This window comes from Cupriavidus necator, assembly GCF_013141915.1.
GTDB classification, from domain to species: domain Bacteria; phylum Pseudomonadota; class Gammaproteobacteria; order Burkholderiales; family Burkholderiaceae; genus Cupriavidus; species Cupriavidus necator_B.
Genome location: NZ_SROX01000021.1, coordinates 100511 through 113367, shown reverse-complemented (window position 1 = coordinate 113367; position 12857 = coordinate 100511). Strand labels below are relative to the sequence as shown.

Here is a 12857-nt window from a genome sequence, read left to right as displayed (position 1 = left end):
AACCCGATTCAGGAGGATAAAAAGATGGACCTGCGCAAGCTGAAGACGCTTATCGACCTGGTGGCCGAATCCGGCATCTCCGAGCTGGAAGTCACCGAAGGCGACGGCAAGGTACGCATCGTCAAGCAACCGCCGCAAGTCATCGCCGCGCCGATGGCCATGCCGCAGATGCAGGCCCTGCCGGCCGCCGCGCCGGCCGCGGCCGCTCCCGTCGGCGCCGCCGCACCGGCTGCCGAGCCTGCTGCCCAACTGCCCGCCGGCCATGTGGTGACCTCGCCCATGGTGGGCACGTTCTACCGCGCCCCCTCGCCGGGCGCCGCGCCGTTCGTCAACGTGGGCGACGCGGTCAAGGAAGGCCAGACCGTCTGCATCATCGAAGCCATGAAGCTGCTCAACGAAATCGAGTGCGACAAGGCCGGCGTCATCAAGGAAATCCTGGTCGAGAACGGCCAGGCCGTGGAATACGGCCAGCCGCTGTTCGTCATCGGCTGACCCTGACCGGCATGCCGGCCCCGGGGCTGCCGCAGGCTGCGCAAGCGGTCCACTGCGGCCCTTCTCGCGCGGCATTCCACGGTGCTTCCCGCGTCAGGGACGTTGTGGGCTTCGCGGCCCGTTCCGTGCAGTTCCATGCAGTTCCCGCAGTTTCGCGGCCCGGGTGGCCACAGGCCATCACGCAGCGCGCCCGGCGTGCCATTGCGCCACGCAGCGGGACCGCTACTGTTCTCGCAGAGAGAGACCATGTTTGAAAAAATTCTGATCGCGAACCGCGGCGAAATCGCCCTTCGCATCCAGCGCGCCTGCCGCGAACTGGGCATCAAGACGGTCGTGGTGTACTCCGAGGCCGACAAGGAGGCCAAGTACGTGCGCCTGGCAGACGAAGCCGTCTGCATCGGCCCGGCCCCGTCGCCGCTGTCGTACCTGAATATGCCCGCCATCATCTCGGCCGCCGAGGTGACCGATGCGCAAGCCATCCACCCCGGCTACGGCTTCCTGTCCGAGAACGCGGACTTTGCCGAGCGCGTGGAAAAATCCGGCTTCGTCTTCATCGGCCCGACCGCCGACAGCATCCGTCTGATGGGTGACAAGGTGTCGGCCAAGCAGTCCATGATCAAGGCCGGCGTGCCGTGCGTACCCGGCTCCGACGGCGCCCTGCCCGACGACCCCAAGGAAATCCTGGCGACCGCGCGCCGCGTCGGCTACCCGGTGATCATCAAGGCCGCCGGCGGCGGCGGTGGCCGCGGCATGCGTGTGGTGCATACCGAAGCCGCGCTGATCAACGCCGTCAACATGACGCGCGAAGAAGCCGGCCGCGCCTTCGGCAATCCCGAGGTCTACATGGAGAAGTTCCTAGAGAACCCGCGCCATGTGGAAATCCAGATTCTGGCCGACCAGCACAAGCAGGCCATCTGGCTGGGCGAGCGCGATTGCTCGATGCAGCGGCGCCACCAGAAGGTGATCGAGGAAGCGCCCGCACCCCATATCCCGCGCCGCCTGATCGAGCGCATCGGCGACCGCTGCGCCGAGGCCTGCAAGAAGATGGGCTACCGCGGTGCCGGCACCTTCGAGTTCCTGTACGAGAACAACGAGTTCTATTTCATCGAGATGAACACGCGCGTGCAGGTCGAGCACCCGGTCACCGAGATGATCACCGGCGTCGACATCGTGCAGGAGCAGATCCGCATCGCCTTTGGCGAGAAGCTGCGCTTGCGCCAGAAGGACGTGCAGTTCCGCGGCCACGCGATCGAATGCCGCGTCAACGCCGAGGATCCGTTCAAGTTCACGCCGTCGCCGGGCCGCATCACCGCCTGGCACATGCCCGGCGGCCCGGGTGTGCGGGTGGACTCGCACGCGTATGATGGCTACTTCGTCCCGCCCAACTACGATTCGATGATCGGCAAGATCATCACTTACGGCGCCACGCGCGAGCAGGCCATCGCCCGCATGCGCATCGCCCTGTCGGAAATGGTGGTGGACGGCATCCAGACCAACGTGCCGCTGCACCGTGAACTGATGATGGACGCCAACTTCGTTGAAGGCGGCACCAGCATCCATTATCTCGAGCATCGCCTGGCAGAACGCGCGAAGGCCTGAGCATCGGTCTGAGCAACCCGCAGCAACAGAAGGAAGCCCGTGGCATTTCAGGAATGTGTGATCGAAGTGGCGCAGGACCAGGCCGAGGCCTGGTCTGACGCCCTGTTCGACCTCGGCGCGCTGTCGGTCTCGGTGGAAGACGCCGATGCCGACACGCCCGATGAGCAGCCGCTGTTTGGCGAGCCCGGGCTGGAACCGAAGCAACTCGCGTGGAACCGCTCGCGCGTGGTCGCGCTGTTCGGCGACGACGCCGATCCGGCCGTGGTGGTGGCCGCCGCCGCCAACCAGCTCGGCCTCGACCCGGTGCCGGCGTTTGAGCTGCGCGCGGTCGAGGACCAGGACTGGGTGCGGCTGACGCAATCGCAGTTCGAACCGATCCGCATCGGCGAACGCATCTGGGTGGTGCCGTCATGGCACGACGCACCCGAGCCCGATGCGGTGGTGCTTGAGCTCGACCCGGGCCTGGCCTTCGGCACCGGCAGCCATCCCACCACGCGGTTGTGCATGCAGTGGCTGGAGCAGAACCTGAAGCCCGGCGAAACCGTGCTCGACTACGGCTGCGGCTCCGGCATCCTGGCGATCGTGGCGCGCAAGCTGGGCGCGGGCGACACGGTCGGCATCGACATCGACCCCAACGCGGTCGAAGCATCGCGCTACAACGCCGAGCGCAACCACGTCGAGGCGTCGTTCGCGCTGCCGGAATCCGTGTCCGAAGCCAGCTACGACCTGGTGGTTGCCAATATCCTGTCCAATCCGCTCAAGCTGATGGCCGCCATGCTCAGTGCACGCGTGCGCGCCGGCGGGCGGCTGGTGCTGTCCGGCGTGCTCGAGCGCCAGGCCGAAGAAGTCGCCGCGGCCTACGCGCCCTGGCTGCCGCTGACGGTGTGGCGCAGCGAGGAAGGCTGGGTCTGCCTGCACGGCACCCGCCCCTGAATCCACCCCATGGCCGCCGTCAAGCTAGTCACGCGCTGCCCGGCCTGCCGCACCGCCTTCCGGCTGGTCGCCGACCAGCTGCGCCTGCGCCAGGGGCTGGTGCGCTGCGGCCAGTGCGAAACGGTGTTCGACGCGCGCGAGCACCTGATTGAGATTCCCCTCCCCGCTGGCACCAGCACGGGCACCAGCGCGGGCAGCGCCACGGCAGTGGCACAGAAGCCGGCAGCGGCTCCCGCCCCCGCGGCCGCTGAAGCCGCCGCGGCGCCGGCACCGGCGCAAGCAACGCCTGCGCCGCCACCCGCCTTCACCCCGACCATCGATCCCGGCTACGACGTGCCGGCACTGGATGCGCCGACGATGCTGATGTCGTCGCCCGAGGACACGGCCGTGCCGCCGCAGGCCGGCATGGACGATGCCGAGATCGAACGCGCGTTGCGCGAAGCCAATGAAGCCGTCGCCGACCGCGATGCGCGCGAGGCGCAGCGCCAAGGTGCCGGCCCGGTGGCTGCACCGGTACCGGCAGCCCAGCCATCCGCCCCGACGGCCGCCTGGCCGGCGCTCGATCAGGCTGCGCTCGACAGCCCGGCCGAAAAGCCTGCGCCGCCCCAACCGGTACGCGCGGATAGCACCGCGTCGCCGGTTGCCGGCGCCATCCCCAGCGCCAGCGAGTTCCTGCGCGCGGCTACGGCCGATGCACGGTCCGAGCCTGCGCCGTGGCCAGATCACACGCCGCGCTCGCCTGACGCGTCGGCCCCTCCCGCCGCCGCCACGACCCCGGCCGCATTGCCCGGCGTTGGCGACGACGAAGCGAACGCCGCCGGCGCCGACACCCTTTCCAGCGTCACCGGTGGCGCTGTCGCGCGTGAGCAGGCGACCCGCCGCTGGGTCCGCGCCGAGGCACCGGCCGGGCCGGTCTTCGCTCCTGACTTCCTGCGGCAGGCGCGCGAGCGCGAGCGCGAACGCGAGCCGCGCCGGCCCATTGCGGTGGCCCCCGCGGCGTGGCGTGCGCTGGCCGTGGTGCTCGCCATCGCCGCACTGTTGCAGCTCGCATACCTGGGACGCAGCCAGCTGGCCGGGCACTTCCCGATGCTGCGCCCGGCACTCGAGGCGGCATGCGCGCCACTGGGCTGCACCGTGCCGCCGTGGCGCGACATCGATGCGCTGCGCATCGAGACCTCGCAATTGCAGCGCCAGGATGAAGGCGGCGACGCCTACCTGCTAGCCGTCACCCTGCGCAACCTCGGCCGCGCGAGCACCGCGCTCCCGGCGATCGAACTGGTGATGACCGACCTGCAGGACCAACTGCTGCTGCGCCGGGTGCTGCAGCCCGGGGAGTACCTGGAGCCGTCGCAGCAGGCCTTGGCCACGCAAGGGCTGCGCGCGGGCATGGAGCTGCCGGTTCGGGTACGATTCCGGACGCAGCAGGCGCCAGCCAACTATCGCGTGCTGATTTTTTATCCCTGAATTCCTGGCCCGCCGCCGACCGAATCCGAGTCTGGCGGCGGGCCTTGCCCCCGCTCCGGACCACAACCGGAAACCCATCAGATCTCAAGGAGTAGACATGAGCAACGTCACCCTCGGCGGCAACGCCATCGAAGTCGCAGGCAAGTTCCCGCAAGCCGGCGACAAGGCCCCCGCCTTCTCGCTGGTCGGCAAGGACCTGAAGGACGTCACGCTGGCCGACTTCGCCGGCAAGCGCAAGGTGCTGAACATCGTCCCAAGCCTGGATACCCCGGTGTGCCAGGCCTCCGCGCGCAAGTTCAACGAAGCCGCCAGCGGCCTCGCCAACACCGTGGTGCTGACCATCTCCGCCGACCTGCCGTTCGCCATGGGCCGCTTCTGCAGCGCCGAAGGGCTCGCCAACGTGGTGCCGCTGTCGACCATGCGCGGCGCTGAGTTCAAGGCCAACTATGGCGTCGACATCAAGACCGGCCCGCTTGCCGGCGTGACCGCCCGCGCCGTGGTGGTGCTCGACGAGAATGACACCGTCAAGTACAGCCAGCTGGTGCCCGAGATCAAGACCGAGCCCGACTACGACGCCGCCCTGGCCGCGCTGAAGTAACACGCGGCGCGCCTGCGATATCAGCGGCCGCCCGCGACCACGGGGCGGCCGCTTCTGTTTTCTGCATGACTGCTTGCGCCCGCAAGGGCTTCTATCCACCAAACCAACCCGACACCTGGAGAGAGCATGGCCAGCCTGATCTGCGGCTCCGTCGCCTACGACACCATCATGACGTTCGACGGACGCTTCCGCGAACACATCCTGCCGGACCAGATCCACATGCTGAACGTCTCGTTCCTGGTGCCCGGCATGCGCCGCGAGTTCGGCGGCTGCGCCGGCAACATCGCCTATACGCTGAAGATGCTGGGCGGTGATCCGGTGGTGATGGCCACGGTCGGCAGCGACGCCGAGCCCTACCTGGAATACCTGCGCAAGCTGGAGATCCCCACCGGCCACATCCGCGTGCTGCCGGAGACTTTCACGGCGCAGGCCATGATCACCACTGACCTGGACAACAACCAGATCACCGCCTTCCACCCTGGCGCAATGAGCCAGTCGCAGCTGAACCATGTCAAGGACGCGCTGGGCGGCGCCGCTGCGCCGAGCCTGGGCATCGTCGCGCCCGACAGCCGCGAAGGGATGCTGCACCACGCGCGCCAGTTCGCCGAAGCCGGCGTGCCGTTCATCTTCGACCTGGGCCAGGCCATGCCGCTGTTCAACGGCGACGACCTGCGGGAGTTCGTTGAACTCGCTAGTTACGTGACAGTCAATGACTACGAGGCGCAGGTCCTGCTGTCCCGCACCGCGTGGACCAGCGCCGAGGTTGCCGCGAAGGTCCGTGCCTTCGTCGTCACGCACGGCGAACGCGGCGCCAGCATCTTTGCCGATGGCCGCCAGTACGCGATCCCGGCCGTTGCGGCCGAGCGCATCGTCGACCCGACCGGCTGTGGCGACGCCTTCCGCGGCGGCCTGCTGTTCGGCATTGAAAACGGATTAGACTGGGAAACGACTGGCCGCCTGGCATCGCTGATGGGTTCGGTCAAGATCGCGCAGCAGGGTCCGCAGAACCACTGGTTGTCGCGCGAGGAAATCGGCAGCCGGTTCCAGTCTGCATTCGGGTACCGCTACGCCTGAGTTGCGGCCAGCGCGTGGCGATTTTCGGGAACTGACATGAACCACAAGCTACGCGGCGGCGCGATTGCCGTCCTTGGGGCCACCCTGGTTGCCATGCTGGCCGCCGGCTGCGCCACGCAATCCAATTCCAACAGCGTCTACGGCACCGGTCAGGCGCAGCGCGAGCAGACCGTGCGCTACGGCGTGGTCGAAGGCATCCGCGAGGTCACCATCCAGGGCAACCAGAGCGGCGCCGGCACGCTTGCTGGCGGCGCCATCGGCGGCATCGCGGCCGGTAGCACCATCGGCGGCGGCAACGGCGCGGTGGCGGCCGGCATCCTCGGCGCGGTGCTGGGCGGCATCGCCGGCAGCGCGGCGGAGAACAAGATCAACCAGCGCCGCGCGCTGGAGATCACCGTGCGCCTGGACAACGGCGAGATGCGCGCGATCACGCAGGAGGCCGACGAAGCCTTCCGCCCCGGCGAACGGGTGCGGCTGCTGTCCTCCGGCGGCGTGACCCGCGTCACCCACTGACGGCCAGTCACCCAAGGCGTAGCCCACGCGCCGCACCCGCAAGGGTGCGGCGCTTTTTCTTTGGCCGAGCCGGCGACCCGGCCCGCGCGCCCATGAAAAAACCCGCCGGGCGGTTGCCATCGGCGGGTTGGCAAGACCAGGTGTCTTGCGGACCGGATACGCGGTATCCGGTCATATGGGCACGACTTGCGTGCCGTGGTGGTTCCTTGCGGAACGGGTAAGTCCCACGCCGTGGCGGCGCAGCTTACGGACGGTTGCCCGTCGGGAACGGCCAGGCAGCAGCCGGGTTCAGCGCGGTCTTGGCAGCCGAAGCGGGAGCCACGGCAGGGGCCGCGGCAGGCTTGGCGGCAGCCTTCTTGGCAGCCGGCTTCTTGGCAGCAGCCTTCTTGGCGGCCGGCTTCTTCGCAGCAGCCTTCTTGGCCGGTGCAGCCTTCTTGGCAGCAGCCTTCTTGGCGGGCGCCTTCTTGGCAGCAGCCTTCTTGGCCGGTGCTGCCTTCTTGGCGGCAACCTTCTTCACCGCGGCCTTCTTGGCCGGTGCCTTCTTGGCAGCAGCCTTCTTGGCCGGTGCTGCCTTCTTGGCGGCGACCTTCTTCACTGCGGCCTTCTTGGCCGGTGCCTTCTTGGCGGCTGCCTTCTTGGCCGGTGCGGCCTTCTTGGCGGCGACCTTCTTCACCGCGGCCTTCTTGGCCGGTGCCTTCTTGGCGGCTGCCTTCTTGGCGGCCGGTGCAGCCTTCTTGGCGGCGACCTTCTTCACAGCAGCCTTCTTGGCGGCCGGCTTGGCGGCCTTCTTAGCCGCCGGCTTTTTCTTTGCAGCAGTTGCCATGGATAACTCCTTCACTAGAGAGTGAATATCGAATGACCTAAGTTGGCGACCCGACCGACCCGAGGCGCGCCACAGCAGCGCGGCCCCAGTCGAGCGAGCGATTCATCGGCGTGCGGCCCGACCACTGCTGCACGCTAATGAATTCGGTTGCAGGCGCACCGCCCATGGCGGTGACTTGGCGGCCGGCGCGAGCCCGCAAGCGGGTCTCGGGCACATGCCGCGCCCTGGAATATTCGATCAGCCCGCACCGCCCGTTGAGCCGGCGCGCGGCCAGAAATGAGGAGATATCGGACAGCTGGCCTGCGGTGCGGGCTTGGCCTCGCGCACTGCAGGCGGCATTCATTCGGTGGTAGCGGGTCCAACCCGTTAATGGACCAAGGGAGACTGCACGCGTTTTAAGAAGCCGGTCGGGCCTGGTCTGCGTCAAAGTTCTCGTGCTCCTCAGCTACTACCTTCGTCATTGCATCGAAGCGCGCATCGCGCTGGTTCGGTTCATCTTGCTTCCTGCTTCGCTGCAATGAAGTGAGACTCTTGTCAAGGCGAATCATAATTCGTTTGCACCATGATGTTAAGAAAAAAGTGCAAAAAAACTTGCCCGCATGTATCGCTCCAACTAGTTCTCACGCGCGTCGTCACGAAGACGTTGCCGACGACATCCAAACGCGTCGCGCGCGTGCGAGTGCGGCCCCCTACCGCGCATGCTCGCGCACGCTGTGCGATACCCCTTCGCTGATGGCTCGCACCGCAGCTTTTACACACCGCCGCACGTATCGATGACATGCCGCGCAGCGTGCGCGCGACAACCGTGAAACGCTCTGCCGCGCGTCATCGCGCTTTCCGAAAAGCCGCATGGACAAAGGCTTTGCGGGCGATGCACCGAAACGCGGGCGACACCACTCAAGCCGTGCCGCAGCGTGCTTCGACACGCGCGCGACGTGAACACCGGTGCGCGCTCTGCATGCTTTACACACTCGACCCGGCACGCGCACACCGCGCCGCGGCCAGTGCTCGACGACGCCGGCGTCGGTCGCTGCGCGACACCATCGCCGAACGTGCGCGAGAGTGATGCGTGCACGCAACGGTTTGCATCGACGCAACATCGCAAGGGCATCGCGGAGGCATTGAAGCGTTGCGATCGAGCCAAGCCGCGACGACAGCGAAGCATTGCGGCAACACTCCGGCAGCCGCTGCGACGAAGTCTCGTCGTGCATGCGTGGCGCACGCGCTTGCCGTTGGAATCCGGAGCGAGCGCGCTGTGCTTTGCGGATGCGTTCGCGCGCTCTCGAAGCATGCGGCAAGGTGCCGCCTGGCGCGTCGTACGTCCGCTTAGAGGATTGCTTCAGCGGCGTCGCGCAGGCGCGTTTTGCTGCGCCACAAAAACCCGCAAACGCCCTCTCCATGCGGCTTGGCGGGCAGCAGGCAGGGACCGCGGACAGGCACGCGCCGGTCGGCGGCGGATTGCGGCGCGGCGGCTGCGCCAGTAGATTGGCGTGGCTACGGACCTCAAAGGAGACATCATGCGCAGCCCTTCCCCCCTTGCTTGCACCGTGCGCGCCGCGGTGCTTGCCGCCACCCTGCTCGCCAGCGCCGCGGCGATGGCGCAGGCCACGCCCAGCGGCACGTGGAAGACCATCGACGACAACACCGGCAAGCCGCGCGGGCTGGTCGAGATCACCGAGAAGAACGGCGTCTACAGCGGACGACTGCTCAAGAGCTTCGTCGACAGCGACGGCAAGCCGCGGGTCTGCGACAAGTGCACCGACGCACGCAAGGACCAGCCGATCATCGGCATGACTATCCTGTCCGGCCTGCGCAAGACCGGCGACAACGAGTGGAGCGGCGGCGAGATCCTGGATCCGGAGAACGGCAAGGTCTACAAGAGCAAGATGTCGCTGGCCGAGGATGGCAACAAGCTCAGCGTGCGCGGCTTCATCGGCATCAGCCTGATCGGGCGCACCCAGACCTGGGAGCGCGAGCACTGAGCGCTGCCAGGACTCAGGGTTTCTCCGAGGCATGCCGTGGCATGCCGGCTTGAAGGAGAAACGGCAGGCGAAAAAAAACCGGGCGGTTCATCACCGCCCGGTTTTTTTGTCCCCGATGCTGCGCTTTACATGCGGTAGCGCAGGGTAGCCATGACGCTGCGCGGAGCGCCCGGCATGTTCAGGTTGGCGTTGGAGCCGTGCGCCGAGACGATGTAGCCCTTGTCGAACAGGTTGTACAGGTTCAGCTGGGCTTCGAAGGCGCCGCGGCGATACCAGGCCATGGCATCGGCGGTGACGTAGCCGGGCAGGGTCACGGTGTTCTGCGGGTCGGCATAGCGCGCGCCCACCAGGTTGGCGCCGAGGCCGACACCGAAGCCGTGGCCCAGGTCCTTGGTCACCCACAGGTTGCCGGAGTGGCGCGGCGTGATGGTGGCGCGCTTGCCCTGCAGCGCGACGGTGGACTTGGTGATAGTGGCGTCCAGGTAGGCGTAGCCGGCCAGCATGCGCCAGCCGCTGCCAAGCTCGGCCGCGCCGGAGAGTTCCACGCCGTCGGTGCGCTGCTCGCCAATAGGGATCAGCACGTTGTTGGGCGAGCTCACCTTGATGTTGGAGCGCTCCAGACGGAACACCGAGATCGTTGTGCTGGCCTTGCCGTTCAGCCAGTCGTACTTGGCACCCACCTCGGTATTGTTCGTGGTCTCCGGCGCCAGGTCGGCGTTGTTGGCCGCCAGGGCAAACGCCTCGCCCGACGGCTGGAACGACTTGCTCCACGACACGTAGTACGACTGCGCCTTGCTCGGCTGCCACACCAGGCCGGCGCGCGGGCTCCAGGCGGAGTCGCTGCGCGACAGGTCGCGCTGGCCGGCGATGCGGTTGCGGGTTTCCTGCTGGAAGTTGTCGTAGCGCACGCCCACCAGCGCCTTCCACTGCTCGCTGAAGGTGATCATGTCCTGGGTGTAGAACGCGAGCGTATCGAAGATGCCCAGGTTCGAGGTGGTCGGGTTGCCCGGCGCCTGGCGCGGCAGCACCGGCAGCACCGGGTTGAACAGGTCGAAGGTGCCCGGCACCAGCTTGGTGTTGTTGACCTGGTCCTTGTTCTGCTGGCCGATCTCCATGCCGTACAGGATCTCGTGCTTGGTGCCGAAAATCGTCGCCTTCTGGATCAGGTCGGTCTGGTTGAACCAGCCATGTTCCTCGCGGCGGACATTGCCGTGGTTCATGGTGAGGGTGCCCGCCGCTTCGTTGACCGCGGCGGTCAGCGTGTTGTTGCGGTCCAGCGAATAGTGGTAATAGCGCGTCGCATTGCGGATCGACCAGTTCTCATTGAAGCGATGGTTGATCGTGGCGGTGCCGGAGAACACACGCGATTGCGAGTAGTCCGCATCGCGCGCATTGGCTGCGCCGTAGTAGCGCGACGCCGGCACGTCCACCGGACGCCCGTGGTAAGCCGGAATACCGAAGTCGGTCACGCGGCGGTCTTCCAGGTAATCGGCCTGGAACAGCACGGTGGTCTCGGGCGCGATGCGCAGTTCCAGCGACGGCGCGATCGCCGAGCGGTCCAGGAATTGCTGCGAGCGGTAGCTGTTGGCCTTCTCCACCGCGCCTGTGATGCGGAACGCCGCGGCGCCGTCTGCGAACACGCGGCCCACGTCGGCTTCGGCGCGGCGGTCGGCCCACATGCCATAGCTGAGCGCGAAGTCGGTCACATCGATGCCCGGCTTCTTGGTCACGCGATTGATCAGGCCACCCGACGAGCCACGCCCGTACAGCACGGCCGCCGGTCCCTTGATGACCTCGACGCGGTCGACGTTGGACAGGTCGCGGAAGTACAGCGCGTCGTCGCGGATGCCGTCGACGAATTGGTCGGCGATGGCGGTGAAGCCGCGGATCGACACCTGGTCGCGCTGGCCGTCGCCGGTGGAGAACGACACGCCCGGCACATTCTTGAGCGCGTCCTGCATCGAGGTGGCGTGCTGGTCGCGCATGACCTCGGCGGTCACCACGTTGACGGTCTGCGGGACGTCGCGCAGCGGCGCTTCGGTCTTGGTGGCGCTGACCGCATTGGGCGGGTTATAGCCCTCGCCCAGGTCGCGGCTGGCGTCAGCCTTGACCGTGACTTCCGGCAACTGCGCCGAAGCCGCCGGCGCGGCCTGTGCCCACACTAGCATCGGTTGAAAAACGAAGCTCCCCGCCACCGCGGCACATATCGGGTGAAGTTTTATTCTCATGGCCTGTAATCGACTGTAATAACTTTCAATAATTCGAGCGCATTATCGATTACGGACTCGTCATGGTCAACGAGATTGCGAATTATTCCCATTCCCAATTCACATATGTTGCTTTCACCACAACTGCAGCGGATAACAAGCTCCGCTTTGTGATCTTTGTTCGACTCGCGCTGAAAGCGCTCAGGCCAATTGCGCGGCGAGCGCAGCGCGCGCCTCGGCAATGAATGCCGATTCCCCGCGCCGGGCCGGCAGCAGGAAGAACTCCGCCTCGGGCAGCCGCGGCAGGCCCAGCCTGGCGACGGTGGCGGCGTCGAGCGGCGCCACCCCGGGCCCGATCGCCGACGCATTCAGGCACGACATCCCCAGCCCCGCCGCCAGCGCAAGGTGAAGCCCCGCTACGCCGGACGCGGAGTGCGCGATCTCGAACGGCACGCGCTTGCGCAGCAGCCGCTGCACCACGTACTGGTGCAGCGAACAGGTATCCGGCAGCAGCACCAATGGCAGGGTCGCCGGCAGGCTGTCGGCCTCCGCCGGCGCGGCCACCCAGGCGAGCGGCTCGCGCCGCAGCACGGTGCCGCGCGCGGCCGTCCCGCGCGTACCCGGCAGCCGCATGCTGAGGCCGATATCAAAGGCGTCACGGTCCGCGGCAGCATCGATCGCCGCGCTCTTCATCACCGTCACGTGCAGGCGCAGGTAGGGATAGCGCTCGCGCAGGCGCCGCAGCATGCCGGCGATCTCGCCCGGGCGGAAATAGTCGGTCACCGCCAGGCGCAGTTCGCCTTCCAGCGCATGGCCGCGCAACTCCTGCAAGGCCAGTTCGTTCAGCGCCAGGATGCGCCGAGCGTGCGCCAGCAGCCGCTGCCCGGCGGGCGTCGGCTGCGCGCCGTGCCGGCCGCGGGTTAGAAGCGGCACGCCGGCGCGCTCCTCAAGCTTGCGCAGTTGCTCGCTGACCGATGACTGCGACAGGAACAGCCTGGGCGCCGCGGCCGACAGGCTGCCGCTGTCGGCCACCGTCACAAAGGTGCGCAACTGGTCAGTGTCGAATCCGCGCATGGCAAGCCTCCGAAAGAGCGAGTGGGGTTTCGGATTAGTCGATGGAATGTATCGGTTATTCCCGCTTTCCCGATACTACACCAGACCCTACCATGGCT

Annotated in this window: 11 protein-coding genes; 8 read left to right on the top strand and 3 right to left on the bottom strand. The window is 67.2% G+C overall.

All coding sequences use genetic code 11. The annotated features are described in order from the left end of the window. The first annotated feature begins 24 nt into the window (after window positions 1-24). From accB to E5S69_RS28005, 7 genes are all read left to right on the top strand, one after another. A complete protein-coding gene (gene accB / locus E5S69_RS28035) occupies window positions 25-492 on the top strand; it encodes an acetyl-CoA carboxylase biotin carboxyl carrier protein (protein WP_171517718.1) in 468 nt (155 codons plus the stop codon). Window positions 493-738: 246 nt separating this feature from the next. Next, on the top strand, window positions 739-2091 hold the full coding sequence (gene accC / locus E5S69_RS28030) for an acetyl-CoA carboxylase biotin carboxylase subunit (protein ID WP_171517717.1): 1353 nt from the start codon (window positions 739-741) through the stop codon (window positions 2089-2091). Window positions 2092-2130: 39 nt separating this feature from the next. Then, window positions 2131-3024 carry a 50S ribosomal protein L11 methyltransferase gene (gene prmA / locus E5S69_RS28025; RefSeq protein WP_171517716.1) on the top strand — a complete coding sequence of 298 codons (894 nt, stop codon included), beginning with the start codon at window positions 2131-2133 and terminating at the stop codon, window positions 3022-3024. Between the two features lie 9 nt (window positions 3025-3033). Continuing rightward, the gene (locus E5S69_RS28020; RefSeq protein WP_171517715.1) at window positions 3034-4488 is read left to right on the top strand and encodes a DUF3426 domain-containing protein; all 1455 of its coding nucleotides are present in this window, start codon (window positions 3034-3036) and stop codon (window positions 4486-4488) included. Between the two features lie 97 nt (window positions 4489-4585). Further along, window positions 4586-5086, top strand: coding sequence for a thiol peroxidase (gene tpx / locus E5S69_RS28015; protein WP_171517714.1), 501 nt, complete (start codon window positions 4586-4588; stop codon window positions 5084-5086). 126 nt (window positions 5087-5212) lie between these two features. Continuing rightward, window positions 5213-6160 (top strand): carbohydrate kinase family protein, encoded by a 948-nt coding sequence (locus E5S69_RS28010; protein ID WP_171517713.1) that lies wholly within the window; start codon window positions 5213-5215, stop codon window positions 6158-6160. A gap of 36 nt (window positions 6161-6196) precedes the next feature. After that, window positions 6197-6673 carry a hypothetical protein gene (locus tag E5S69_RS28005; RefSeq protein ID WP_171517712.1) on the top strand — a complete coding sequence of 159 codons (477 nt, stop codon included), beginning with the start codon at window positions 6197-6199 and terminating at the stop codon, window positions 6671-6673. A gap of 244 nt (window positions 6674-6917) precedes the next feature. On the opposite strand, the gene E5S69_RS28000 is transcribed toward E5S69_RS28005, so the two are convergent. Continuing rightward, the gene (locus E5S69_RS28000; RefSeq protein ID WP_171517711.1) at window positions 6918-7496 is read right to left on the bottom strand and encodes a histone H1-like DNA-binding protein; all 579 of its coding nucleotides are present in this window, start codon (window positions 7494-7496) and stop codon (window positions 6918-6920) included. Between the two features lie 1517 nt (window positions 7497-9013). Between E5S69_RS28000 and E5S69_RS27995 the strand changes: the two genes are divergently transcribed. Continuing rightward, entirely contained in the window at window positions 9014-9478 is a 465-nt protein-coding gene (locus E5S69_RS27995) for a DUF2147 domain-containing protein (protein WP_171517710.1), read from the top strand. Window positions 9479-9603: 125 nt separating this feature from the next. On the opposite strand, the gene E5S69_RS27990 is transcribed toward E5S69_RS27995, so the two are convergent. Beyond that, window positions 9604-11706 carry a TonB-dependent receptor gene (locus E5S69_RS27990; RefSeq protein ID WP_171517709.1) on the bottom strand — a complete coding sequence of 701 codons (2103 nt, stop codon included), beginning with the start codon at window positions 11704-11706 and terminating at the stop codon, window positions 9604-9606. Window positions 11707-11886: 180 nt separating this feature from the next. Then, entirely contained in the window at window positions 11887-12759 is an 873-nt protein-coding gene (locus E5S69_RS27985) for a LysR family transcriptional regulator (protein WP_171517708.1), read from the bottom strand. Between the last annotated feature and the right edge of the window lie 98 nt (window positions 12760-12857).